The organism is Streptomyces sp. NPDC014891, assembly GCF_043081085.1.
In the GTDB taxonomy this organism is placed as follows: Bacteria; Actinomycetota; Actinomycetes; order Streptomycetales; family Streptomycetaceae; genus Streptomyces.
Genome location: NZ_JBIBWF010000014.1, coordinates 53,276 through 77,087 on the forward strand (window position 1 = coordinate 53,276; position 23,812 = coordinate 77,087).

The 23,812-nt window shown below is 73.9% G+C and carries 22 protein-coding genes; 18 read left to right on the forward strand and 4 right to left on the reverse strand.

Annotated features, from left to right (window positions below; all coding sequences use genetic code 11):
• The first annotated feature begins 9 nt into the window (after nt 1-9).
• The 11 genes from ACF09E_RS31950 (at nt 10) to hemL (ending at nt 12,486) form a co-directional block, all read left to right on the forward strand.
• Nucleotides 10-1,053: a LysR family transcriptional regulator gene (locus ACF09E_RS31950; RefSeq protein ID WP_392209230.1), complete on the forward strand. Its 1,044-nt coding sequence runs from the start codon at nt 10-12 to the stop codon at nt 1,051-1,053.
• 218 nt (nt 1,054-1,271) lie between these two features.
• The gene (locus tag ACF09E_RS31955) at nt 1,272-2,201 is read left to right on the forward strand and encodes a DMT family transporter (RefSeq protein WP_392209232.1); all 930 of its coding nucleotides are present in this window, start codon (nt 1,272-1,274) and stop codon (nt 2,199-2,201) included.
• A gap of 106 nt (nt 2,202-2,307) precedes the next feature.
• On the forward strand, nt 2,308-2,922 hold the full coding sequence (locus tag ACF09E_RS31960; RefSeq protein WP_392209234.1) for a LuxR C-terminal-related transcriptional regulator: 615 nt from the start codon (nt 2,308-2,310) through the stop codon (nt 2,920-2,922).
• A 102-nt stretch (nt 2,923-3,024) separates the two neighbouring features.
• Complete coding sequence (locus tag ACF09E_RS31965; protein WP_392209236.1) at nt 3,025-3,444, forward strand: 4-oxalocrotonate tautomerase family protein; 420 nt, start codon at nt 3,025-3,027, stop codon at nt 3,442-3,444.
• Between the two features lie 276 nt (nt 3,445-3,720).
• On the forward strand, nt 3,721-4,524 hold the full coding sequence (locus ACF09E_RS31970; RefSeq protein WP_392209238.1) for an arylmalonate decarboxylase: 804 nt from the start codon (nt 3,721-3,723) through the stop codon (nt 4,522-4,524).
• Nucleotides 4,521-5,777 carry an FAD-dependent oxidoreductase gene (locus ACF09E_RS31975; RefSeq protein ID WP_392209240.1) on the forward strand — a complete coding sequence of 419 codons (1,257 nt, stop codon included), beginning with the start codon at nt 4,521-4,523 and terminating at the stop codon, nt 5,775-5,777. The genes ACF09E_RS31970 and ACF09E_RS31975 overlap by 4 nt, the downstream gene beginning before the upstream one ends.
• Nucleotides 5,746-6,546, forward strand: coding sequence for an aspartate/glutamate racemase family protein (locus tag ACF09E_RS31980; RefSeq protein ID WP_361860440.1), 801 nt, complete (start codon nt 5,746-5,748; stop codon nt 6,544-6,546). The genes ACF09E_RS31975 and ACF09E_RS31980 overlap by 32 nt, the downstream gene beginning before the upstream one ends.
• Nucleotides 6,547-6,685: 139 nt before the next feature.
• Nucleotides 6,686-7,705 carry a porphobilinogen synthase gene (gene hemB, locus ACF09E_RS31985; protein WP_392209242.1) on the forward strand — a complete coding sequence of 340 codons (1,020 nt, stop codon included), beginning with the start codon at nt 6,686-6,688 and terminating at the stop codon, nt 7,703-7,705.
• Nucleotides 7,706-7,709: 4 nt separating this feature from the next.
• Nucleotides 7,710-9,128 carry a glutamyl-tRNA reductase gene (gene hemA / locus ACF09E_RS31990; RefSeq protein ID WP_392209244.1) on the forward strand — a complete coding sequence of 473 codons (1,419 nt, stop codon included), beginning with the start codon at nt 7,710-7,712 and terminating at the stop codon, nt 9,126-9,128.
• Nucleotides 9,125-11,188 (forward strand): acetate--CoA ligase family protein, encoded by a 2,064-nt coding sequence (locus ACF09E_RS31995; protein ID WP_392209246.1) that lies wholly within the window; start codon nt 9,125-9,127, stop codon nt 11,186-11,188. The genes hemA and ACF09E_RS31995 overlap by 4 nt, the downstream gene beginning before the upstream one ends.
• Nucleotides 11,185-12,486 (forward strand): glutamate-1-semialdehyde 2,1-aminomutase, encoded by a 1,302-nt coding sequence (gene hemL, locus ACF09E_RS32000; RefSeq protein ID WP_388806885.1) that lies wholly within the window; start codon nt 11,185-11,187, stop codon nt 12,484-12,486. Before ACF09E_RS31995 ends, hemL begins: the two co-directional genes overlap by 4 nt.
• A 90-nt stretch (nt 12,487-12,576) precedes the next feature.
• On the opposite strand, the gene ACF09E_RS32005 is transcribed toward hemL, so the two are convergent.
• Nucleotides 12,577-12,996, reverse strand: coding sequence for an organic hydroperoxide resistance protein (locus tag ACF09E_RS32005; protein WP_392209249.1), 420 nt, complete (start codon nt 12,994-12,996; stop codon nt 12,577-12,579).
• Nucleotides 12,997-13,225: 229 nt separating this feature from the next.
• On the opposite strand from ACF09E_RS32005, the gene ACF09E_RS32010 reads away from it, so the two are divergent.
• The gene (locus ACF09E_RS32010) at nt 13,226-14,317 is read left to right on the forward strand and encodes a CaiB/BaiF CoA transferase family protein (RefSeq protein WP_392209251.1); all 1,092 of its coding nucleotides are present in this window, start codon (nt 13,226-13,228) and stop codon (nt 14,315-14,317) included.
• Between the two features lie 13 nt (nt 14,318-14,330).
• On the opposite strand, the gene ACF09E_RS32015 is transcribed toward ACF09E_RS32010, so the two are convergent.
• Nucleotides 14,331-14,987, reverse strand: a complete 657-nt coding sequence (locus ACF09E_RS32015; RefSeq protein WP_392209253.1) for a DedA family protein — start codon at nt 14,985-14,987, stop codon at nt 14,331-14,333.
• A gap of 195 nt (nt 14,988-15,182) precedes the next feature.
• Here ACF09E_RS32015 and miaB point away from each other — a divergent pair, with 195 nt between their 5' ends.
• Together miaB and ACF09E_RS32025 are read left to right on the forward strand one after the other, a co-directional pair.
• Entirely contained in the window at nt 15,183-16,712 is a 1,530-nt protein-coding gene (gene miaB, locus ACF09E_RS32020; protein ID WP_392209255.1) for a tRNA (N6-isopentenyl adenosine(37)-C2)-methylthiotransferase MiaB, read from the forward strand.
• Between the two features lie 230 nt (nt 16,713-16,942).
• Nucleotides 16,943-17,674, forward strand: coding sequence for a class III extradiol dioxygenase subunit B-like domain-containing protein (locus ACF09E_RS32025; RefSeq protein ID WP_392209257.1), 732 nt, complete (start codon nt 16,943-16,945; stop codon nt 17,672-17,674).
• Nucleotides 17,675-17,764: 90 nt separating this feature from the next.
• On the opposite strand, the gene ACF09E_RS32030 is transcribed toward ACF09E_RS32025, so the two are convergent.
• Together ACF09E_RS32030 and ACF09E_RS32035 are read right to left on the reverse strand one after the other, a co-directional pair.
• Nucleotides 17,765-18,076, reverse strand: a complete 312-nt coding sequence (locus tag ACF09E_RS32030; protein WP_392209259.1) for an antitoxin — start codon at nt 18,074-18,076, stop codon at nt 17,765-17,767.
• Nucleotides 18,077-18,140: 64 nt separating this feature from the next.
• Nucleotides 18,141-18,467, reverse strand: coding sequence for a hypothetical protein (locus ACF09E_RS32035; protein WP_392209264.1), 327 nt, complete (start codon nt 18,465-18,467; stop codon nt 18,141-18,143).
• A gap of 139 nt (nt 18,468-18,606) precedes the next feature.
• Here ACF09E_RS32035 and miaA point away from each other — a divergent pair, with 139 nt between their 5' ends.
• From miaA to ACF09E_RS32055, 4 genes are all read left to right on the forward strand, one after another.
• Nucleotides 18,607-19,545: a tRNA (adenosine(37)-N6)-dimethylallyltransferase MiaA gene (miaA, locus tag ACF09E_RS32040; RefSeq protein ID WP_392209266.1), complete on the forward strand. Its 939-nt coding sequence runs from the start codon at nt 18,607-18,609 to the stop codon at nt 19,543-19,545.
• Nucleotides 19,546-19,653: 108 nt separating this feature from the next.
• Complete coding sequence (locus ACF09E_RS32045) at nt 19,654-20,154, forward strand: hypothetical protein (RefSeq protein WP_392209477.1); 501 nt, start codon at nt 19,654-19,656, stop codon at nt 20,152-20,154.
• 50 nt (nt 20,155-20,204) lie between these two features.
• On the forward strand, nt 20,205-21,086 hold the full coding sequence (gene dapF / locus ACF09E_RS32050) for a diaminopimelate epimerase (protein WP_392209268.1): 882 nt from the start codon (nt 20,205-20,207) through the stop codon (nt 21,084-21,086).
• 201 nt (nt 21,087-21,287) lie between these two features.
• Nucleotides 21,288-23,663, forward strand: coding sequence for a RelA/SpoT family protein (locus tag ACF09E_RS32055; RefSeq protein ID WP_392209270.1), 2,376 nt, complete (start codon nt 21,288-21,290; stop codon nt 23,661-23,663).
• Nucleotides 23,664-23,812 lie beyond the last annotated feature (149 nt).

Consider the following 23,812-nt stretch of genomic DNA (forward strand, 5'->3'; position numbering starts at 1 on the left):
GCGCGCGACATGACCGATCCGGACCTGCGGAAGCTGCGGGTGCTGAGGGAACTCAGCGAGCGCGGCACCGTCAGCGCGGCCGCCCAGGCCCTGCACCTCACGCCCCAGGCCGTCTCGCAGCAGATCAGCGCGCTGGGACGCGAGCTGGGGGTCCAGCTCACCGAGCCGTCCGGGCGGCGGCTGCGGCTCACCGGGGCCGCGCGGATCGTCCTCCGGCACGCCGACGCCGTCTTCCGGCAGGTCGAGCAGATGCGCGCGGAGCTCGCCGCCCACCAGAGCGGCGAGCGGGGCGAGGTGGGCGTCGCCGGCTTCTCCACCACCCTGTCGGCGCTCATTCTGCCCGCGGTGGCCCGGCTGCGGGAGACCCGGCCGCTGCTGCGGACCTCGCTGGCCGAGGTCGACCCGCCGGAGAGCTTCTCGCTGCTCCAGCGGGGGGAGACGGACGTCGTCATCTCCGCGGACACCACGCGGCCCGCGCCGCTCCAGGTGCCGGGGACCGCGGGGAGCGGGTACGGACACCCCGGCGGGCCCGGCGACGGACCGGCCGACGGCGGGCGGGACGGCGGCGGGCGGGACGGCGGCGCGCGGGACGGTGGCGCGCGGGACGGTGGCTCGGACGGGCGCTTCCACCGGGTCGTCCTCTGCGACGACCCCTTCGACATCGCCCTCCCGGCCGGTCACCGGCTCCTCGACAGCGAACGGCTGCTCCTCGCGGACCTGGCCGACGAGACCTGGATCTTCGCCACCACCGGCCTCTGCCACGACATCGGGGTCGCCGCGTGTACGGCGGCCGGGTTCACCCCGCAGGCCTCCCACGCCATCGGCGACTGGGACGCCACGCTCGCGGCGGTGCGGCTCGGCCTCGGGGTCGCACTGGTGCCCCGCCTCGCCAAGCCGGTCCAGCGGCCCGAGGTGACGATCCGCCCGTTCACCGAGCGGGCCCCCTCGCGGACGGTCTTCGCCGCCGTACGGGAGGGAAGCCAGACCTCCCCGGAGATCGCCGCGGTCCTCGACGCGCTGCGGACGGCCGCCAGGGCGGCCGTCGCCGGCTGAGCGCCCACCGCGGGCGACACCTGACGCATCCACTCCGACCTGCGGGAACACGATTCGCCACGGCTCGTGGACGGTACCGTCCACGAGCCGTTGCTGGACCCGCCCGACCGCCGGTGCGAGGCTCGATCCCGTACCGCGGAGCGCTCCGCGCGCCCTCCCCACCCTTCCTTTCCAACTCCTTGCCGAGCCCTGTCTGCCTTAGGAGAGCGGGAACACCCATGTCCAAAGCCACCTACACACGGCTGGCCGCACTGAGCCTCATCTGGGGCTCCGTCTTCCTCTGGATCAAGATCGCCGGATACGGCTTCTCGCCCGTCCAGATGGTGCTGATCCGGCTCGCCCTCGGAGCCGTCGTCATCCTCGCCATCGGCTACGCCCGAGGCCTCCGGCTCCCCAGGGAAGCCGCCACCTGGGGTCATCTGACCGTCGCCGCGCTCCTCGGCAACGCCATCCCGTGGACCCTCTACGCCGAGGGGGAGATCGAGGGGTCGAGCAGCGTCGCCGCGGTCGTCAACGGCAGCGCTCCGATCTGGACGCTGGCCGCCGCGCTCCTGCTCGGCCAGGAGAAGCGGGTCTCCGGCTTCAAGGCCGGCGGCGTGCTCCTCGGCCTCGGGGGCACCGCGCTCATCGCCTCACCCTGGAACTCCTCGTCGGCCGGGACCGGTTGGAGCATCCTCTGCTTCGTCCTCGGCTCCATCAGCTTCGGTGCCAGCTTCGCGTACATGGGCAAGTACCTGGTGGGCAGGGGCATTCCGCCACTGATGCTCGCGGGCGGCCAGCTCGGCGCCGCCACCGTCCTGCTGCTGATCGCCTTCCCCTTCCTGGGACTCCAGGCCGTCACCTGGCGGACCGACTCGGTGATCTCCGTCCTCGTCCTCGGCGTGGTCTGCACCGGCTTCGCCGCCCTGCTCAACTTCGAGCTGATCATCAAGGACGGTCCCACCGTGGCCTCCACGGTCACCTACCTCATGACCGCCGTCGCCGTCGTCCTGGGCGCCCTCGTCCTCGACGAGCCCCTCGGCTGGACCGTCTGGGTCGGGGCCGTCGCGGTCCTCGCGGCCACCGGGCTGCTCCGCCGCAAGCCGCGACCGGCGCCCGAACCGGCTCCCGGGGCCGCCCCCGTACCGGCCCCCGCCGCGGCGGATTAGCCGCCCGATTCCCTCCGGAAATGCCGGGCCGCCGCCCGCAACATTGTGTTCATTCATGGGGCGGGTGAGGGGTGGTAGCGTCACGAGTGGAAACACCCGGCCTTTTATGGGGGAGTCGCACGTGGCTTTTGTGGTCGAACTCGTTTTCCGTGGTGATGAGACGGACCGGCTGAGTTTCGGAGAGGCTCACCGGACCTATTGGAAAAGGATGGCCGCCCGCGGCATCCTGCTCGGCGGCGGCCCCTGGCGGGACGGTACCGGGGAACTCCTGGTCTGCGAGGCCAGGGACCGGGGAACCCTCTTACGGGTCCTGTACGCCGATCCCTACGCACAGGCTCAGGTCGTCGGAGAGTTACGGGTCCGCGAATGGAACGCGGTCATGGGACACGTGGTGCTCGCCGGTCTCGAACGGTCCACCGGCGGCGCCGGGACCCATGAGCGAATACGCGGGGGCGTCGCGACGCCCGCCCCGCCGGCCGCCCGCGTGGTGGCCGCCGTACGCGAGGATGCCGCCGTCCGTGAGGAACTGACCGCCCACGAGCGGCGCATCGCCACGATGATGCTCGACGGCCTGACCAACAAGCAGATCGCCGAGTCGTTCACGGTGTCGACCCGGGCCGTGGAGCTTCACATCACCCGGATCTACCGCAAGCTCGACATCCGCCGGCGCGCCCAGCTCGCCGCCGCGATCGACCGTTTCGAGGCCGCGCTGGCCTGCTGACCGCCGCGCCGCCGTGCACCGCCGGCCCCGTCCCGGGGCCCGGTCCCCGCCCGGGACCCGCTTCTTCCCGATCCCGCACCCAACCACCTGGGGGAGTTCGCCATGCCGCTCGTCGAGATCACCGTTCCCGTGGGCACCCTGTCCGAGGCCGCCGCGGAGGTCCTGCAGCAGCAGGTCGCCGACTCCGTGCTGACCGCCATGGAGCTGCCCCGCACCGACTTCTTCGCCGCGGCCACCTGGGTCTACGTCCGGGAGGCGGCCAAGGGGTTCGCCGCCACGGGCGCCGGCGCCGTCCCCGGGGTCCTCGTCGTGGTCACGCCCCTGGAGGGCTTCCTCACCCCCGAGCGCAACGAGGCCCTCTCGGTCGAGGTCACCCGGCACGTCCAGGAGGCGACCGGGCCCGACACCGTCGTCTGGCTCGTCGTGAACGAGATCCCGGAGGGGAACTGGGCCGTGAACGGCGCGCTGACCCGGCGGGCGAAGATCGACGAATTCGTCGCCGACGCCGCCCGGGCGAACTGAATTCCGCTTCCGTATTCCGGACGCCGGACCATTTCGGGCGCCGGTCCATTCCGGATGCCGGTCCATTCCATGCTCCGAAGTATTTCTGGACACCTGGTATTCCGGCTGCCGCGGCGCCGCACCGAATTCACGGTGCGGCGCCGCGGCTTTTCGTCGTGCGGCACTCCGTACCCGGGCGATGAATCCGGCCACGGGTGCGGAATCCCGTATCGATGTGCGATGCGCCCCGCTCGTACGGTGATGTCAATGGCACCGACGGATGGGAGTGACTCGTTCATGGCTCTGCATTCGGCGCCGCGACTCGGTGTGGTGGTTCCTTCGGGAAACGCCGCGGCCGAACCCGAGATCGGCGGCCTCGTCAGCCCCGCGTTCAACGTCCACACGGCACGCTTCCCGGTCCTTCCCGGAAAGGACCTCCGCGGCCGGCTCGACACGTACAACGACGTACTCCCCGACGTCCTGGGGAGTTTCGGCGGACTGCGCCTCGACGCGGCCGTCGTCTCCTGCACCGGATCGCACTACCTCCTGACCCCCGAGGGCGACCGGGCCCTCTGCACCGAGCTCTCCGAGCAGGTGGGAGCGCCCGTCCGGTCGGCGGCGCTCGCCATCCTCGACACGGCGCGGGCCGTCGGCGCCGAGCGGCTCGTCCTCGTCTCGCCGTACGAGCCCTGGCTCACCGAACTCTCCCAGGCCTACTGGGAGTCGGCCGGTCTCGCGGTCGACCGGGTGGTCAAGATCCGGGCCGGCGACCGCTTCTCCCCGTACGACGTGACCACCGAGGAGCTGGTCGCCCAGGTCCGGGCGGCCGAACTCCCGGAGGACGCCGCGCTGCTGTTCACCGGCACCGGCATGTTCACCTTCGACGCGCTCGCCGCACTCGGCCGGGACAGCGGGCGCACCCTCCTCACCTCCAACCTGGCGAGCGCCTGGTGGGCCCGGGACGTGCTCGGCCTGCCCGCCGACGGCCCGGACGCCCACCCGCTGCTGCGCCGGCTCGCCGAGCGGACCGGCACGGGCCCGGCCACCCCGGGCGCGGGGCGCGGCGCCGTGGCCGGTGCCGCCGCCGTGGCCGTGCCGTGAGCGGCGCCGGCCCCTCCCACGCCCCCGTCGCGGTCGTCGGTGCCGGGCCCGTGGGCCTCACCGCCGCCCTCGTCCTCGCCCGGACCGGCGTCCGCGTCACGCTCCTGGAGTCCCGGACGTCGCTGGCCACCGAGTCCCGCGCGTCCACCTTCCACCCCTCCACCCTCGACCTCCTCGACGAGCTCGGCGTCGCCGCCGCGCTGCGCCGCCAGGGCCGTACCGTCGACCGGGTCCAGTGGCGCGACCTGGACGGCCACGTCCACGCCGAACTGGACTACGCGGTGCTCGCCGGACACACCGGCCACCCGTACCGGCTCCACGTCGAACAGGCCCGGCTCACCCCGCTGCTGCTCGCCGAACTGGCGGCCACCGGACTCGCCGACGTGCGGTTCGGCACCACCGTCACCGGGGCCGAGACCGCCGACGGGGCCGACGAGGTGCGGGTGCGCGCGGAGGACGCGTCGGGGCGGGCCACCGTCACCCGCCACTCCTACGTCCTGGCGGCCGACGGCAGCCGCAGCCGGCTGCGCGAGCTCGCCGGGCTGCCCGGCACCGCCCGGGAGTACCCCGACTACGCGCTCCGCGTCGTCACCGGGACACCGCTCGACGAGCTGGTCCCCGGGCTCGCCCCGCTGAGCTACGTCCGCGACAGCCGGGCCTCGTTCAGCGCCCTGGGGATGCCCGACCACTGGCGGCTGATCTTCCGGATCCCGCGCGGGACCGACCGGGAGGCCGTCCTCGCGCCGGAGGCCGTCCGGGCCCGGGTCGAGCAGGCCCTGCCCGGCGCCGCCGGGAGGTCCGTACGGATCGCCGAGGCGCACACCTACCGGCTCGCCCGCTTCCTGCTGCCCCGCTACCGGGCCGGCCGGGTGCTGTTCGCCGGGGACGCCGCCCATCTGACGTCGACAGCCGGCGGTCTCAACATGAACTGCGGCATCCACGACGCCGTGGAGACGGCCCGCGCCGTCGCCGCCGTCCTGCGGGGCGACGCCCCGGGCGAGACGGCTCTCGACGCGGCCCTCGAGCACCGCCGTTCGGTCGTCGAGACCGCGGTCCTGCCCCGCAGCGAGGCCCGTACCGCGGGGCTGGACAGCCCGGCCGAACTCCCCGCCCGCCTCGCCGCGATGAGGCGCACCGCGGCCGATCCCCGGTCGGCCGTCGACTACCTGCTCAAGGCCTCACTTCTCGACGTCGCACCACGACCACTGAAAGGTGACGCACATGCGGATCTGGTTTCACAAGCACACCGTTGAGGGACGCCTGCCGCTGCTCGACCAGTGGTACCGCGAGCACCTCGACGCGATCGCCGCACCCGGCACCGTCGTCGACATCAAGACCCTGCCGGCCGACACCTACCCCGACGCCACGCCCTTCGGCCTCGTCGGCCACCACTCCGCCCAGGTCCTCTTCAGCCGCCACTTCTCCGAGTCCGCGCTGGTCGCGGAGCGGGAGGGCTACGACGCCTGGGTGATCGCCGCCGGCCAGGACCCCGGCCTGCGCGACGCCCGCCACCTCGCCTCCATCCCCACCCTCGGCTACGGCGAGACGGCCTTCTTCCTCTCGGCGCTCACCGGCCAGCGCTTCGGCGTCCTCGGCTTCATGCCGCCCCTGGAGGAGCCCATCAGGGCCAACATCCGGCAGTACCGCCTGGAGTCCTCGCTCAGCTCCTACGAGGTCGTCCCCGGCGGCTGGGACTCCGTCCACCGCTCCCTCGAAGGGGACTTCGACCAGTTCGTCGAGGTGTACTCGGCCGCCGCCGAACGCGCCGCGCGGGCCGGGGCCGAGGTCATCATCCCCGCCGAGGGCATCCCCAACGAGATCCTGTGGCACCTCGGCATTCACGAACTCCACGGCCTGCCGGTCGTCGACCCCGCCGGACTCGCGGTCAAGCTCGCCGAGACCCTCGTCCAGCTCGGAGAGCTCAAGCTCTTCCAGCGCAGCGGCCACGGCTACTGGTTCAGCCGCCCGGACGAGCCCGTCGCCAAGCACCTGGAGCAGGTCTTCCTCGGCGAGGCGCTCTAGGAGATGCCGTGTCCGCCGCGGCCCTGTCCGCCGCCCCCGCGCCCCCACACACCCGCCGCGCGCCGTCCGCGCCCCACACCCCGCCTCCGCACCCCGCTCCGCCTCCGCACGCCGCCACGCCCTCGAAGGAGTCACGCTCATGACGTACGACGCCTACGGCCGCAACACCGCGGCCACCGACCCCGCCGCCCCCTATTACCGCCCCCGCCGGCTGCGCCGCACGCCCGCGCTGCGCCGGTTCGCCGCCGAGACGCGGGTCGGCCCCGCCAACCTCGTCCAGCCCCTCTTCCTCCGCGAGGGCCTCACCGAGGCCCGCGAGATCCCCTCCATGCCCGGCGTCTTCCAGCACACCCGTGACACGCTCCGCAAGGCCGCCGCCGAAGCGGTCGCCAACGGGGTCGGCGGACTGATCCTCTTCGGAATCCCCGAGCACAAGGACCCCACCGGCACCGGCGCGGTCGACCCGGACGGCATCCTCCAGGTCGCCCTCCGCGACGTCGTCGCCGAGGTCGGGGACTCCTCCGTGATCATCGGCGACATCAACCTCGACGAGTACACCGACCACGGCCACACCGGCGTCCTCGACGCCGACGGCGACGTCGACAACGACGCCAGCATCGAGCTCTACGCGCAGGCCGCCGTCGTCCAGGCCGACGCGGGCGCCCAGATCGTCGCCCCCAGCGGCATGATGGACGGCCAGGTCCGCCGCATCCGCGAGGCGCTCGACCGGGCCGGACACCAGTCCGTGGCCATCCTCGGCTACTCCGCCAAGTACGCCTCGCACTTCTACGGCCCCTTCCGGGACGCCGTCGAGTCCACCCTGCGCGGCGACCGCAAGGGCTACCAGCAGTTCCCCGGCAACATCCGCGAGTCCCTCCTGGAGGTCTCGCTCGACGTGGCCGAGGGCGCCGACCTCGTCATGGTGAAGCCCGCCCTCGCCTACCTCGACATCGTCCGGCTCATCGCCGACCACGTCCAGGTGCCCGTCGCCGCCTACCAGGTCTCCGGCGAGTACTCCATGGTCGAGGCGGCCGCCGCCAAGGGCTGGATCGACCGCGACCAGGTCGTCCGCGAGAGCCTGGCCTCCATCCACCGCGCGGGCGCCACGCAGATCATCACCTACTGGGCCTCCGAGTTCGCCCAGACGCTGGACCGGTGACCCGGTGAGCCCGTCCTCCACCATGCTGGTCCTCGGCATCAGCCACGCCAGCGCCCCGCTCGACCTCCTGGAGAGACTCGCCGGCACCGACCGGCCCGCCGAGGACCTCGTCTCCGACGCCACCTCGGTCGACGGCATCGACGCCGCCGTCGTCGTCTCCACCTGCAACCGCCTGGAGATCTACGCCGAGACCCGCGACGACACCACCGCAGCGGGCCTCCCCGGCGGCCCCGGCGAACTGAACGGCCTCGACCGGCTGTTCGCCGAGCACACCGGGGTCGACCACGCCGAGATCGCCCCACACCTCTACAGCCACCGCGCCGACGGAGCCGTACGCCACCTGTTCGCCGTCGCCTCCGGACTCGAATCCGTCGTGGTCGGCGAGGACCAGATCCTCGGACAGGTGAAACTGGGCCTCGAACGGTCCCAGCGGCTCGACCGCACCGGCCGGGTCCTCGCCAAGGCCGTCCAGACCGCCCTGCGGGTCGGCAAGCGCGCCCGCAACGAGACCGGACTCAACGAGGCGGGCCGCTCGCTCGCCACCGCCGGACTCGGCTTCTTCGAGCGCCGGGTCGGCTCCCTGCACGGCAAGACGGCCCTGGTCATCGGCGCCGGCGCGTTCGCCGGCGTCGTCGTCGCCGCCCTGCGCCGCTCCGGCCTCGACCGCGTCCACGTCGCCAACCGCACCCCGGAGAAGGCGCAACGGCTCGCCGAGACCACCGGGGGAACCGGCTACGACCTCACGGACCTGCCGCGGCTGCTCACCGAGGTGGACGTGGTCGTCGGCGCCACCGCCGCGACCGGCCACCTCGTCACCGCAGAGGACGTCGAGGACGCGCTCGCCGCCCGCGACGGCCGCGAACTGTTCCTGCTCGACCTGTCCCTCCCGCACAACATCGCCCCCGGCGCGGCCGAACTGCCCGGCGTCACCTTCGTCGACCTCCGCCGGATCGCGGAGGAGGGCCAGGAGGACGAGATCTCGGCGGCCAGCGTCCAGGCCGCCCACCAGCTGATCGACGCCGAGGTCGAGCAGTTCCGCACCGGTCTGCGGCTCGCCGGCGCCAAACCGGTCCTCACCGCGCTGCGGACCGCCGCCACCGAGGCCGCCGAGGCCGAACTCGACCGGCTGGCCCGCCGGCTGGACGGATTCGACGGCATCGACGGCACGGTACGGCGGGAGATCGACCGCAGCGTACGGCGCATCGTCGACAAGGCCCTGCACCAGCCCATTGTCCTGGTACGGGAGTTGGCCGCCGACCCGGACGGGGCCCGGCACATCGCCGCCTTCACCCGCCTCTTCGCGGCGGCGGAGGCCGAGGACGGCCCCCCACAGCAGACACGGCACGCGCAGAACGACCCGAACGCCCCCGCGCAGAACGACCCGAACGCACAGAACGAGACGAAGATCGAGGCCATCGCATGAGTGACATCTCGGCTCTCTGGGAAGCCGAATCCATCGCCGTCATCGGGGCCAGCGAGCGCCCCGGCGCCCTGGGCCGCAAGCCGCTCGACTACCTCCTCCGGTACGGCTACAAGGGCCGCATCCTGCCGGTCAACCCGCGCTCCCCGGAGATCCTCGGCGTCCCCGCGTACCCCAGCGTGAAGGACGCCCCCGGCCCCGTCGACCTGGCCCTGATCATGGTCTCCGCCGAGCGGGTGGCCGGCGCCGTCGACGACTGCGTCGCGGCCGGCGTGAAGCTCGCCGTTATCGCCTCGTCCGGCTTCGCCGAGACCGGCGAGGAGGGCGCCCGGCTCCAGGACGAGATCGTCGCCAAGGCACGCGCCGGGGGCCTGCGGATCATCGGCCCGAACTGCATCGGCGCCGTCGGGTACGAGAACCGCGTCCTCGCCACCTTCAGCCCCCTCTTCGGCGCCGAGTCCGTGCCCTTCGAGCCCGGCACCCTCGCCTTCGTCAGCCAGAGCGGCGCCCTCGGCTTCGGGGCCGCCAGCCTCGCCCTGGAGCGGGGCCTGCGCCCCGGCTGGGTCGTCAGCACCGGCAACGACGCCGACGTCACCGCCCTGGAGGTCCTCCGCGAACTCGCCGCGGTCCCCGAGGTCACCGGTCTCCTGGGCTACCTGGAGGACACCCCGGACATCGGCACCCTGCGCGAACTGGCAGGCTCCGGCAAGCCCGTCGCCCTGCTCAAGTCGGGCCGCACCGAGGCCGGCGGGCGGGCCGCCGCCTCACACACCGGCGCCCTCGCGACCGACGACCGCGTCCTGGACGCGGCCCTGCGTGGACTCGGCATCGTCCGCGTCGACGACATCGACGAACTCCTGGACGTGGCGCGGGTCTTCGAGTCCGACCGGCGCCCCACCGGCAACCGCGTCGCCGTCGTCACCACCTCCGGCGGCTCCGGCATCCTCGCCGCCGACGCCGTCGAGGCGCACGGCCTGGAGCTCAGCGCCCTGGAACCGCGCAGCAAGGAGGCGCTCGCCGAGATCGTCCCCGCCTTCGGAGCCATCGACAACCCCGTCGACATCACGGCCACCGTCCTCAGCGACCCCTCGCTCTTCGACCGCTCCCTCGACGTGCTGATCGCCGACGACACCGTCGACATCATCGTCGCCGCCTTCTGCGTGATGGCCGGACCCGACGTGGAGAAGGCCGTCAACGCCCTCTCCCGGGCCGCCGAGAAGGGCGGCAAGCCCATCCTCGTCGCCCGCACCGGCGCCGACTTCCTCGCCCCCGACGCCCCGCGCGACCTGCGCGAAGCCGGGCTCCCCGAGTACCCGACGCCGGCCCGCGCCCTGCGCGCCGCCGCCGCCCTCTGGGAGGTCAGCCGACCCCGGACGCTGCCCGACGCCCCGCGCCCCGGGACCGTTCCCGGCCCCGGGGCCGAGGCCACCGAACCCGAGCTGAAGCGGCTGCTCGCCGAAGCCGGGATCACGGTGCCCAAGGGGCGGATCGCCGAGGACGCCGAGGACGCGGCACGGGCCGTCGCCGAGGTCGGCGGTACGGCGGTGCTCAAGGCCGTCGTCCCGGGCCTGCTCCACAAGACCGAGGCCGGGGGAGTGGAGATCGGCGTCACCGCCGACACCGCACCCGAGGTCCACGCCCGCCTCGCCGCACTCGGCGGACAGGTCCTCGTCGAGGAACTGGTCGACCCGGCGGGGGAGGGCGTCGAGCTGATCGTCGGCGTCCACACCACCGACCTGGGACCGGTCCTCACCGCGGGACTCGGCGGCATCTTCACCGAGGTCCTGGACGACGTCGGCCACCGGCTCCTGCCCCTCGCCCCCGGCGAGGGCGCCGCCCTCCTCTCCGGACTGCGCGGAGCGCGGATACTCGGCGGGGCGCGTGGGCGGACCGCGGTGGACGTCGAGGCCGCCGCCGACCTCCTCCACAAGGTCGGCGAGCTGGTGCAGGACTGGCCGGCCGGCTTCGCCCTGGACCTCAACCCGGTCCGGGTCCTCCCGAAGGGCGCCGTCGTCCTCGACGCGGCCCTCGGCCACACCGTCTCCGAGGAGGCCGGGCGATGAGCGGTGCCGGGAACGCGAGCAGAGCACTCTTCGAGCGGGCCCGCCGGGTCACCCCCGGCGGCGTCAACTCCCCGGTCCGCGCCTTCGGAGCCGTCGGCGGCACCCCGCCCTTCATGGCCTCGGCCCAGGGCCCGTACCTCACCGACGCCGACGGCAACGAGTACGTCGACCTCATCTGCTCCTGGGGCCCGATGATCCTCGGCCACCGGCACCCGGCCGTCGTCGAGGCGGTCACCGGGGCCCTGGCGCGCGGCACCTCCTTCGGCGCGCCCTCCACCGGGGAGGTCGAGCTCGCCGAGGAGATCGTCGAGCGGGTCGCCCCCGTCGAGCAGGTCCGCCTGGTCAGCTCGGGCACCGAGGCGACGATGTCGGCGATCCGGCTCGCCCGCGGCTTCACCGGGCGCGGGAAGATCGTGAAGTTCGCGGGCTGCTACCACGGCCACGTGGACGCGCTGCTCGCCTCGGCCGGCTCCGGCCTCGCCACCTTCGCCCTCCCCGACACACCGGGCGTCACCGGCGCGCAGGCGAGCGACACGATCGTCCTGCCGTACAACGACCTGGCCGCCGTCGAGAAGGTCTTCGCGGAGATCGGCGACGAGATCGCCGCCGTCATCACGGAGGCCGCGCCCGGGAACATGGGCGCCGTCCCGCCGCTGCCCGGCTTCAACGCGGGCCTGAAGGAGATCACCGCACGGCACGGGGCGCTGCTCGTCTCCGACGAGGTGATGACCGGATTCCGGGCCAGCCGCTCCGGCTGGTACGGCCGCGACGGGGTCGCCCCCGACCTGCTGACCTTCGGCAAGGTCATGGGCGGCGGGTTCCCGGCGGCGGCCTTCGGCGGCCGTGCCGACGTGATGGCGCACCTGGCCCCGGCCGGACCCGTCTACCAGGCGGGCACCCTCTCGGGGAACCCGGTCGCCACCGCCGCCGGCCTCGCCACCCTCCGGCACAGCACCGCCGAGGTGTACGAGCGGCTCGACGAGGTCTCGTCGACACTCGGCCGGGAGGTCTCCGCGGCCCTGACGAAGGAGGGCGTGGCCCACCGGGTCCAGTACTCCGGCACGATGTTCTCGGTCTTCTTCACCGAGGACGAGGTCGTCGACTTCGACGGGGTCCGCGCCACCGAGTCGTACCGGTACACGCCGTTCTTCCACGAGCTGCTGCGCCGGGGCGTCTATCTGCCGCCCTCGCCGTTCGAGGCCTGGTTCGTCTCGGCCTCGCACGACGACCGGGCGGTGGGCCGGGTGGTCGAGGCGCTGCCCGCGGCGGCCGCGGCGGCCGCCGCGGCGACCCCCTGATCCCGGGACGGGACCGCCGCCGACCCGCGAAGGACGAGGAAAATCCCCCGTGGCACCGCCACGGGGGATTTCCCTGCGTTTCCGGGCGGATCACACGGCGGCGATATCCACCCGCACCTCGACATTGCCCCGGACGGCCTTCGAGTAGGGGCAGCGCGCGTGCGCCGCGTCCGTCAGCCGGCGGGCCTCGGCGGCGTCGATTCCCGGCAGTTCGACGGTGAGGACCACCGACAGGTGGAATCCGCTCTCCTCCTTGTGGAGCCCCACCGCGGCGACGACGGTGTCCTCGGTCAGCGCGACCTTGGACTCGCGCGCGGAGACCCGCAGCGCGCTGTGGAAGCAGGCGGCGTAGCCCGCCGCGAAGAGCTGCTCGGGATTGGTGGCGGTGCCGGACCCTCCCACCGCCTTGGGGCTGGTGAGGGGAAGGTCGAGCAGTCCGTCGGAGGAGCGCACGGCGCCGTTGCGCCCGTCTCCGGTGGAGGTGACCTCTGCGGTGTAGACGACGGCCATTCGTCATGCCTTTCGACATCAGGGATTCGGATAATCCGGGAATCCGGGAATCGGGAGGGGGTCGGAGATCGGGGAACGGAGATCGGGAACGGAGATCGGGAACGGAGAAATTCACTCCAGTCTCCGGGGCGGCGTAATGCCGGGCGCTACGGATCTCCGCAGTCCCTCCCGATCCCCCTCGCCCTAGCGTGGAACGCGTCACCGACGCAGCGAAACAGAGGAGTTGGCCATGGCCGGACCGCTGACCGGAGTACGCGTACTGGAATTCGCGGGCTCGGCACCCACCGCGTTCGTCGGCACCGTCCTGTCCGGCCTCGGCGCCGACGTCGTCCGCGTCGACCGGGCACCCGGCCGGACCGCCGGCCCCGACGAGCCGCGCCCGGCGGAGAACCCGCTCTCCCGCGGCCGCCGGTCGGTCGCCCTCGACCTCAAGAGCCCCGAGGGCGTCGAGCGGGCACTGTCGCTCGCCGAGCACGCGGACATCCTGGTCGAGGGCTTCCGCCCCGGTGTCGCGAACCGGCTCGGCATCGGACCGGAGGCGGCCCTCGCCCGCAACCCCCGCCTGGTGTACGGACGGGTCAGCGGCTGGGGCCAGCAGGGCGAATGGGCCGGCCGGGCCGCCCACGACCTGGCCGTCCTCGCCCTGACGGGGGCCCTGGACACCGATCCGGCCACCGGCGACCCGCTGCCGCCGCCGACCGCGTACCTCTCCAGCTTCGCCGGTGGCGCCAACGCCCATGTGCAGGCGCTGCTCGCCGCGCTCCACGAGCGGGAGCGCTCCGGCCGCGGGCAGGTCGTCGACACCGCGCTCGCGGACGGCGCCGCCCTGATCTCCACGCTGATCCACCAGTGGCGCGAGGTCCCCGGCAACCACACGGTCACCGACGCCCCGCACTACTCGCTCTACCGGGCCGCCGACGGCCGCCACCTCGCGGTCGCCGCCATCGAGCCCCGGCTCTACCAGAACCTCCTGGAGCAGCTCGGCCTCGACGGGGCCGACGGCCTCCCCGACCGCGCGGACCCCGAGGCCTGGCCCGCGCTGCGTGCGCTGATCGCGGACCGCTTCGCGACCCGCGACCGCGAGCACTGGGCGAAGCTCTTCGACGCCGTGGACGCCGGAGTGGCCCCGGTCCTCACCCCCGAGGAGGCCGCCGCGCACCACCAGCTCGCCGCCCGGGGTTCCTTCGTGTCCGTCGGCGAAGACGGCACCCGTCAGCCCGCGCCGCCCTCCCGCTTCGACCGCACCCCGGCCGGGACCCCGGGCCGCTCGCCGCTCCCCGGCGAGCACACCGCCGAGGTCCTCGCCGAGTGGCGCAGCTGACCGACGAGCCCCGTCAGGAGGAGCGCCGGTCCTCGGACCGGCTCCGCATCCGGACCGTCACATAGGCGATGACGCCGACGACGGCGAGGGCAAGGACCACCTTCGACAGGACACCGACATAGGTCCCCACGACATCCCACCGGTCGCCCAGCCAGTAGCCCGCCAGGACGAGGGCGGTGTTCCAGATGAGGCTGCCGAGCGCGGTGAGGCCGACGAACAGCGGCATCGGCATCCGTTCGACACCGGCCGGCACCGAGACGAGGCTCCGGAAGACCGGCACCATCCGGCCGAGGAAGACGGCCTTGGTGCCGTGCTTCGCGAACCACTCCTCGGTACGGACCAGGTCGGAGGCCTTCACCAGTGGCAGCTTCCCCCACAGCGCGTGCATCCGCTCCCGGCCGACCAGGACCCCGATCCAGTACAGCGCCACCGCGCCGACCACCGAGCCGAGCGTCGTCCAGAACAGCGCCGAGGCCAGACTCAGCATGCCCTGACCGGCGGCGAAGCCCGTGAGCGGCAGGATGACCTCGCTCGGGAGGGGCGGGAAGAGGTTCTCCAGGGCGATGGCCAGGCCGGCGCCCGGTCCGCCCAGGGTCTCGACGAGGCCGGCTGCCCAGCCCGCTATGCCGTCGGCGGGCTGCTCGGCGGATGCCGTGGTGGTGAGGTTCACGCGGACTCCAGATGGCCGGGGAGGGTGGTTTCGAATGCCCCGTCCGTCTCCTTCGAAACCAGGCGCCGCTCCGCGCCGGTACGAGGGGCGCGGTCCGCCCCGGTGGGGAACCGCACTCCCACCCTACGGAAGCGCGGGGGCCGGGCGCCCGCGGGCCGGGCGGAGGCCTGCCACGGACCGCCTACCCTTGGACGCATGACGAGCAGCAGCGACCGGAGCACCGCAGTGAGCGTTGACGGCACGAAGACCTATGAGATCCGCACCTACGGGTGCCAGATGAACGTCCACGACTCCGAGCGGCTCTCCGGTCTGCTGGAGGAGGCGGGCTACGTCCAGGCCCCCAAGGGCTCCGACGGGGACGCCGACGTCGTCGTCTTCAACACCTGCGCCGTCCGCGAGAACGCCGACAACAAGCTGTACGGCAACCTCGGCCGCCTCGCCCCCCGGAAGACCACGCGCCCCGGCATGCAGATCGCCGTCGGCGGCTGCCTCGCGCAGAAGGACCGCGACACCATCGTCGAGAAGGCCCCCTGGGTCGACGTGGTCTTCGGCACGCACAACATCGGCAAGCTGCCCGTCCTCCTGGAGCGCGCCCGCGTGCAGGAGGAGGCGCAGATCGAGATCGCCGAGTCGCTGGAGGCCTTCCCCTCGACGCTGCCGACCCGCCGCGAGTCCGCGTACGCCGCCTGGGTCTCGATCTCCGTCGGCTGCAACAACACCTGCACCTTCTGCATCGTGCCCGCCCTGCGCGGCAAGGAGGAGGACCGCCGCCCCGGCGACATCCTCGCCGAGATCGAGGCCCTGGTCGCCGAGGGCGTCTCCGAGATCACCCTGCTCGGCCAGAACGTGAACGCCTACGGCTCCGACCTCGGCGACCGCGAGGCCTTCTCCAAGCTGCTGCGCGCCTGCGGACAGATCGAGGGACTGGAGCGGGTCCGCTTCACCTCGCCGCACCCGCGCGACTTCACCGACGACGTGATCGCGGCGATGGCCGAGACGCCGAACGTCATGCCGCAGCTGCACATGCCGATGCAGTCCGGCTCGGACGCGATCCTCCGGGCGATGCGCCGCTCGTACCGGCAGGAGCGTTTCCTCGGGATCATCGAGAAGGTCCGCGCGGCGATTCCGCACGCCGCCATCTCCACCGACATCATCGTGGGCTTCCCCGGCGAGACCGAGGAGGACTTCGAGCAGACGATGCACGCCGTCCGCGAGGCCCGCTTCGCCAACGCCTTCACCTTCCAGTACTCCAAGCGCCCCGGCACCCCGGCGGCCGACATGGAGGGCCAGATCCCCAAGGAGGTCGTGCAGGAGCGCTACATGCGGCTCGTCGCCCTCCAGGAGGAGATCTCCTGGGAGGAGAACAAGAAGCAGGTCGGCCGCACCCTGGAGGTCATGGTCGCCGAGGGCGAGGGCCGCAAGGACGGCGCCACGGACCGCCTCTCGGGCCGCGCCCCCGACAACCGGCTCGTCCACTTCACCAAGCCGGACGAGGACGTCCGCCCCGGTGACGTCGTGACGGTCGAGATCACCTACGCCGCCCCGCACCACCTGCTCGCCGAGGGCCCCGCCACGGCGGTGCGCCGCACCCGCGCCGGCGACGCCTGGGAGAAGCGCAGCACCGCGGCGGCCGCGAAGCCGGCGGGCGTCCTGCTGGGCCTCCCGAAGATCGGCGTCCCGGCCCCCCTCCCGGCAGCCGAGGCCCCGGCCTGCGGGAGCCACTGACACGACGAGGCGCGGGCGCGGGGGCCCACCGAGGCGCGGGCCCGAGCCCCCGCCGGTCCGTCTGCCGAGGCGCGGCAGGCCGTCCGCCGAGGCGCGGCAGGCCGTCCGCCGTGGGCCCACGGCCGGGCACCCGCCATGCAGCGGTCCGGGCGTCCGCCGTGGGCCGTCGGCGGCGCGTCAGGCCGTCGGGGGGCCCGGCCTCGCCGGGCGGGCGCAGTAGGCTGCCGATCATGCTTGTCGCCGCCGCCGTCTGCCCCTGCCCGCCGCTCCTCGTCCCCGAGGTCGCGACCGGCGCCGCCCCCGAGCTGGACGCCGCGCGGGCGGCCTGTACGGACGCGGTCGGGCTGCTCGCCGCGGCGCGCCCCGACCGGCTGTACGTGATCGGACCGGCCGAGAAGGGTGCCCACGGCGTCTTCCCGGCGGGCTCGACCGGCTCCTTCGCGGGCTTCGGCGTCGACCTCTCCGTACGGCTCGGCGACGCCTCGCCGCCGGCCGGGGGAGCCGCCGACGACGCCGACCGGCCCCTGCCCGCCTCCCTCGCCGTCGGCGCCTGGCTCCTCGGCCGGACCGCCTGGGCCGACGCGCCCGTCGAGGGCCTGGGCGTCGAGCCGGGGGCGACCCCGGACGTCTGCGCCGGCATCGGCCGCGGTCTCGCCGGCTCGGCCGACCGGGTCGCCCTCCTGGTGCTGGGCGACGGCAGCGCCTGCCGGACCGTGAAGGCCCCCGGCTACCTCGACGAGCGGGCCGAGGGCTTCGACGCGGAGGCCGCCCGTGCCCTGGGCGCCGCCGACGCCGCCGCGCTGCTCGCCCTGGAGCCGGAGCTCGCGTACGAGCTGAAGGCGGCCGGCCGCGCCCCCTGGCAGGTCCTCGCGGGCGCCGCCGAGAACGCGGACCTGGACGGCCGGCTGCTCTTCGAGGACGCGCCGTACGGCGTGGGGTACTTCGTCGCCGCCTGGTCCTGAGCCCGCGCCACCGGGGCGCACGGAAACGGCGGACGGCCGCGGAGCGAGGTGCTCCGCGGCCGTCCGCCGTGGGGGAGGGACCGGCAGGCGTCAGGCGGCCGGCGGGGGCGTCGGGCCGCCGCTGCCGGGAGCGGGCGGCGTGGTGCCGTCGCCGGGCGGGGGCGGCGTCGCGCCGTCGCCGGGGGCGCCGCCCTCCTTGTGACCGATCCGGTCCAGCGCGTCCTTGGCCTTGTCCGTACCGGAATGGATCTTGTCGCTGTACTTGCCCTTGGTCTTCTCGTCCACCAGCTTCGCGGCCTTGTCGATGCCGTGATCGATCTTTCCGCCGTGCTGCTGTGCGAGATCGGCGACCTTGTCCTTGGCCGGGCCGAGCTTTGCCTTCAGCGAATCCAGGAGACCCATGGGGCACCTTCCCTCCGTGGACCCCCGAGGAGTCCTCGTTCCGATTCCTGCCTACGTGTCCTGCCTACGCGCGGGCGCCTTCGCCGGCCTCGTTGTCCGCGGCGGCCTCGACCGACTGCTGCTTCGGGATCTCCACGACGTCCGCGGCGGTCGCGCCGTCCTCCGCGCCACCGTCCGCATCGGCGGTCGCGTCCGCCGGTACGACGTCCACCGCCACCTCCGCCTCCGCGGTCGCCTCCGCCGCCTCGACCCCGGACTCCGCCCCGGACACAGCCTCCGCGGCGTCGCCGTCGCCGTCCGCGGCCGGAGCGACGGCCACGGTCTCCGTCTCCTCCGACGGGACCGCGGCCGGATCCTTCTTCTTGCGGCTGAACATCGAAAAAACGCCCATATTCACTCCATAGCGTACTCGGACGGGAGGGATTCCGTGATGATCGACAGCCGGAACCTCGCAACAGGCAACGAAGGCGACCGAGGGCCGTCACGTAGCTCGTTCGGGGACGGGCCGTGAGGTTTGCGAGACTGGTGCGGTGAGAAGCGCAGCTCCCGCCCCGCGGGTCATCGCCGTCGTCGGCCCCACGGCAGCCGGAAAGTCCGATCTGGGTGTGTTCCTGGCCCAGCAGCTCGGGGGCGAGGTCGTCAACGCGGACTCCATGCAGCTCTACCGCGGGATGGACATCGGGACCGCCAAACTGACGCCGGAGGAGCGCGGCGGCGTCCCCCACCACCTCCTCGACATCTGGGACGTGACCGAGGCCGCCAGCGTCGCCGAGTACCAGCGGCTCGCCCGCGCCGAGATCGACCGCCTGCTCGCCGCCGGCCGCACCCCCGTCCTCGTCGGCGGCTCGGGCCTGTACGTACGGGGCGCCGTCGACGCCCTCGAGTTCCCCGGCACCGACCCCGCCGTCCGGGCCCGGCTGGAGGCCGAACTGGAGGAGCGCGGCTCCGGCGTCCTGCACGCCCGGCTCGCCGGGGCCGACCCCGAGGCGGCCCGCGCGATCCTGCCCGGCAACGGCCGCCGGATCGTCCGCGCCCTCGAGGTGATCGAGATCACCGGCAAGCCCTTCACCGCCAACCTGCCCGGCCCCGACTCCGTCTACGACACCGTCCAGATCGGCGTCGACGTGGGCCGCCCCGAACTCGACGAGCGGATCACCACCCGCGTGGACCGGATGTGGGAGGCAGGCCTGGTCGACGAGGTGCGCGCCCTGGAGGCCGTCGGCCTGCGCGAGGGGCGCACCGCGGCCCGCGCCCTGGGCTACCAGCAGGTGCTCGCCGCGCTCGCGGGGGAGTGCACCGAGGACGAGGCGCGGACCGAGACCGTGCGCGCCACCAAGCGCTTCGCCCGCCGCCAGGACTCGTGGTTCCGCCGGGACCCCCGGGTCCACTGGCTCAGCGGAGCCGCCGAGCACCGGGGGGAACTCCCGGGGCAGGCGCTCTCGTTGGTCGAACGAGCGGTTACAGCCTGATCACGTGATGGCATCGGGACGCCCTGCCCGTCATTCCGGCGGTCAGGAGCGTGCCATCATCGAGCATCGATCGACCAAGTGAAGTCCGAGTGGGGAGGGCGCGTGGCGATGGAGGCCGGCCCTCGCGACAGAGAACAGCACGAATCGGCGCTCGGCGACCCGACGGGTGACATCCCGGGCCGTCCGACCGGCGACCTGCCCGTCGGTGCCCCCGGGCTGACTCCGGACGGCCCCGACGACGCCGTCGGCACCTCCGTCGAGGTGGACGCCGACGAGGTCGAGGTCGAGCTGCGGCCGCAGCGCCGGCTGCGCATCTGGCAGCTCGCCCCGATCGTGGGCCTGGCCGCCGTCGGCTCCCTGATGTTCGCGTTCCCGCTCGCCTTCGGCTCGGGCGACGGCGGCGCCGTCCTCGCCATGCTCGGCCTCCTCATCAGCTTCTGCGCGGCCGGCTGGGGCATGATGGCCGCCCGCAAGGTCGGCTACACCTGGCCGGGCCTGCCGCCGCGCGGCTCGGGCGAGCGGCCCGACTGGCGGTACCTCGCGCTGTACGTGACAACGATCGCGGCCCTGATCGCCCTCGCGGTCTGGCGCGTCGCCCGCCTGCGCTGACCGCCGGTCGACCAGGCGGTCCGGCGGAGCGACCCCGTACAGTTGATCTCGTGACCAGCACGCAGACCGCCGCACCGCGCCCGCCCCTCCGGTTCCTCAAGGGCCACGGCACCGAGAACGACTTCGTGATCGTCCCCGACGCGGAGAACGCCGTGGACCTTCCCCCGGCCCTCGTCGCGCGCCTCTGCGACCGTCGGGCCGGCATCGGCGCCGACGGAGTGCTGCACGTCGTGCGGAGCGCCGCTCACCCCGAGGCGCGGCACATGGCCGACGACGCCGAGTGGTTCATGGACTACCGGAACGCCGACGGCTCGGTCGCCGAGATGTGCGGCAACGGGGTCCGGGTCTTCGCCCGCTACCTGGAGCACGCCGGGCACGTCACCGCCGGCCAGGTCGCCGTCGCCACCCGCGGCGGGGTCAAGCGCGTCCACCTCGACAAGGACGGCTCCGTGACCGTCGCCATGGGGCGCGCGCTGCTCCCCGAGGCCGGCGTCACCGTGACCGTCGACGGCCGCAGCTGGCCCGCGCGCAACGTGAACATGGGCAATCCGCACGCGGTCGCCTTCGTCGACGACCTCGACCACGCGGGCACCCTCCACACCGAGCCGCCCTACACGCCGGCCTCCGTCTACCCGGACGGCGTGAACATCGAGTTCGTCGCCGACCGCGGGCCCCGGCACGTCGCGATGCGGGTCCACGAGCGCGGCGCCTCGGAGACCCGCTCCTGCGGCACCGGCGCCTGCGCCGTCGCCGTCGCCACCGCCCGCCGCGACGGCGCGGACCCGGCCGCGAGCGGCACCCCCGTCACGTACAACGTCGACGTGCTCGGCGGCACGCTCGTCATCACCGAGCACCCCGACGGGCAGATCGACATGACGGGCCCCGCCGTGATCGTCGCCGAGGGCACCGTCGACCCCGCCTGGCTCGGCTGAGCCCGCGCGACCCGGCGCGGGAATCGAAGGAAGCGGCGAAATCGAAACGGTCAACGACTGATCTGTCGCTCGAATGGGTGATCCGATTCACGCTGAGCGAGAGGGCGACTGCGCCACGTGGTGGGCTCGGTAGCATCAAGCACCGGCCCCCCGGGCACGCCTGGCCCGCCCATCGCCGGTCGACGTTGCCGGAGGTGCCCCATGAGCGCAGAGGCCACCAACCCTGTGAGCGCGGCGGACGCCGCCGTCACCGATGCGACCGCCCGCAGACGCGGACGCTCCCGAATCGACCTGCGCCGGATCGGCCGCGCCGCACTGCTCGGCGCCACGGCCGGACCGGCCCCCCGCGACCGGCTGCCGGACGCGATCAGCCACGTCGCCGAGGCGCACCGGGCCCACCACCCCGAGGCCGACCTCACGGTGCTGCGCCGGGCGTACGTCCTCGCGGAGTCCTCGCACCGCGGCCAGTTCCGCAAGAGCGGCGAGCCGTACATCACCCATCCGCTCGCGGTCACCCTGATCCTCGCCGAACTCGGCGCCGAGACCACCACCCTGACCGCGTCCCTCCTCCACGACACCGTGGAGGACACCGATGTGACGCTCGATCAGGTGCGCCGTGAGTTCGGCGAGGAGGTCGCGTACCTCGTCGACGGCGTCACCAAGGTGGAGAAGATCGACTACGGCGCCGCCGCCGAGCCCGAGACCTTCCGCAAGATGCTCGTCGCCACCGGCAACGACGTACGGGTCATGTCGATCAAGCTCGCCGACCGGCTCCACAACATGCGCACGCTCGGGGTGATGCGGCCCGAGAAACAGGCCAGGATCGCCAAGGTCACCCGGGACGTCCTCATCCCGCTGGCCGAACGGCTCGGGGTCCAGGCCCTCAAGACCGAGCTGGAGGACCTGGTCTTCGCGATCCTCCACCCCGAGGAGTACGAGGCCACCCGCGCGCTCATCGCCGACAACCCGCACGCGGGCGACGCCCTCGACGCCGTCGCGGCGCAGGTCTCGGCGGTCCTGCGCGAGGCGGGCATCGGCGCCGAAGTCCTCGTCCGGCCCCGGCACTTCGTCTCCGTCCACCGCGTCCGCCTCAAGCGCGGCGAGCTGCGCGGCTGCGACTTCGGCCGACTCCTCGTCCTGGTCGCCGAGGACGCCGACTGCTACGCGGTCCTCGGCGAGCTCCACACCTGCTTCACGCCGGTGATCTCCGAGTTCAAGGACTTCATCGCGGCCCCGAAGTTCAACCTGTACCAGTCCCTCCACACGGCCGTCGCGGCCCCGGACGGCGCCGTCGCCGAGGTCCTGATCCGCACCCACCGGATGCACACGGTCGCGGAGGCGGGCGTCGTCGCCCTCGGCAACCCGCACGTGGGCCAGGAGACGGCCGGACAGCCGGGCGCCGCCCCGGACGGCGAGGCCTCCGGCGCCTCCACGGGGACCACCGGACGACCGGGCAGCCCCACCGCGCGGGACGCCGCCACGCGGGACGCCGACGCCCAGGGCTCCGCACCTCGGTCCGGCGCCGCCCCCGCGGGATCACCCGCGGACGCCTCGCCGGCCTCGCCCTCCGCTTCCACCTCCTCCGTCGCACCCGAAGCAGCCGACGCGACGGCCGCCGAGGACGGCGAGCGCGTCGACCCCACCCGGCCCGGCTGGCTCTCCCGGCTCCTCGACTGGCAGCAGGCCGCCCCGGACCCCGACACCTTCTGGACCTCGCTCCGCGCCGACCTCGCCGAGGACGACGAGATCACCGTCTTCCGCGCCGACGGCAGCGGCCCCGGCACCATCAGCCTCCCCGCCGGCGCCAGCTGCGTCGACGCCGCGTACGCGCAGCACGGCGAAGCCGCCCACGCCTGTCACGGCGCGCGCGTCAACGGACGCCTCGCACCGCTCGGCACCGTCCTGCGCGACGGGGACACCGTCCAGCTGCTGCTCGCCCAGGACACCGTCTCCGGACCGTCCCCCGAGTGGCTGGACCACGCCCGCACCCCCGCGGCCCGCATCGCGATCACCGGCTGGCTCCGCGCCCACCCGGAGACCACCGCACCGCCCGTCGCCGCGACCGGCCCCCGCCCGCCGTCCGGGGTCACCAGCGACCACCGCTCCGGGGCGGAGCTCCACGCCGACCTGGAGGGCGAGCCCCGCGCCTCCGTCCGCCCGGCCGGCTGCTGCACCCCCGTACCCCCGGACAAGATCACCGGATTCCGGGTCCGCGGCGGATCCGTCACCGTCCACCGGAGCGGCTGCGCCGCCGTCGACACCATGCGCCGCCTCGGCCGCGAACCCGTCGCCGTCCGCTGGGGCGACACCGCCCAGGGCCGGGTCACCCTCGTCGCGGAGTCCTTCGGGCGGCCGGGTCTCCTCGCCGACCTCACCGAGGCCATCGCCGTCGCCGGGGCCGCCGTCGTCTCCGCCACCGTCGAACCGCCCAGCGAGCAGCGGGTCCGCCACACGTACACCCTCCACCTGCCCGACGTCGCCCGGCTCGCCGCCCTCATGCGGGCCATGCGGGACGTGCCCGGCGTCTACGACGTGAGCCGCGCCCGACACCGCTCCGCGGAACCCCGCAGGGCCTGACCGGGCGGGGGAGACGGCATGGAGGCCTGCCCGGGGCAGGGCTCCGTGGTCGGACGGCCGCGCGGTGTCGGAGGAGCGCGCCGGCGGCCCGATCCCGCACGCCGCCCGGTAGGTCGGTGGAAGAGCGCCCCGCGGCCCGCGCGCCGGCC

Coding starts and splice junctions, on each gene's coding strand:
- ACF09E_RS31950 (WP_392209230.1), top strand. CDS start 10: ATGACCGATCCGGACCTGCGGAAGCTGCGGGTGCTGAGGGAACTCAGC.
- ACF09E_RS31955 (WP_392209232.1), top strand. CDS start 1,272: ATGTCCAAAGCCACCTACACACGGCTGGCCGCACTGAGCCTCATCTGG.
- ACF09E_RS31960 (WP_392209234.1), top strand. CDS start 2,308: ATGGGGGAGTCGCACGTGGCTTTTGTGGTCGAACTCGTTTTCCGTGGT.
- ACF09E_RS31965 (WP_392209236.1), top strand. CDS start 3,025: ATGCCGCTCGTCGAGATCACCGTTCCCGTGGGCACCCTGTCCGAGGCC.
- ACF09E_RS31970 (WP_392209238.1), top strand. CDS start 3,721: ATGGCTCTGCATTCGGCGCCGCGACTCGGTGTGGTGGTTCCTTCGGGA.
- ACF09E_RS31980 (WP_361860440.1), top strand. CDS start 5,746: ATGCGGATCTGGTTTCACAAGCACACCGTTGAGGGACGCCTGCCGCTG.
- hemB (WP_392209242.1), top strand. CDS start 6,686: ATGACGTACGACGCCTACGGCCGCAACACCGCGGCCACCGACCCCGCC.
- ACF09E_RS31995 (WP_392209246.1), top strand. CDS start 9,125: ATGAGTGACATCTCGGCTCTCTGGGAAGCCGAATCCATCGCCGTCATC.
- hemL (WP_388806885.1), top strand. CDS start 11,185: ATGAGCGGTGCCGGGAACGCGAGCAGAGCACTCTTCGAGCGGGCCCGC.
- ACF09E_RS32005 (WP_392209249.1), bottom strand. CDS start 12,996: ATGGCCGTCGTCTACACCGCAGAGGTCACCTCCACCGGAGACGGGCGC.
- ACF09E_RS32010 (WP_392209251.1), top strand. CDS start 13,226: ATGGCCGGACCGCTGACCGGAGTACGCGTACTGGAATTCGCGGGCTCG.
- miaB (WP_392209255.1), top strand. CDS start 15,183: ATGACGAGCAGCAGCGACCGGAGCACCGCAGTGAGCGTTGACGGCACG.
- ACF09E_RS32025 (WP_392209257.1), top strand. CDS start 16,943: ATGCTTGTCGCCGCCGCCGTCTGCCCCTGCCCGCCGCTCCTCGTCCCC.
- ACF09E_RS32030 (WP_392209259.1), bottom strand. CDS start 18,076: ATGGGTCTCCTGGATTCGCTGAAGGCAAAGCTCGGCCCGGCCAAGGAC.
- ACF09E_RS32035 (WP_392209264.1), bottom strand. CDS start 18,467: ATGGGCGTTTTTTCGATGTTCAGCCGCAAGAAGAAGGATCCGGCCGCG.
- ACF09E_RS32045 (WP_392209477.1), top strand. CDS start 19,654: ATGGAGGCCGGCCCTCGCGACAGAGAACAGCACGAATCGGCGCTCGGC.
- ACF09E_RS32055 (WP_392209270.1), top strand. CDS start 21,288: ATGAGCGCAGAGGCCACCAACCCTGTGAGCGCGGCGGACGCCGCCGTC.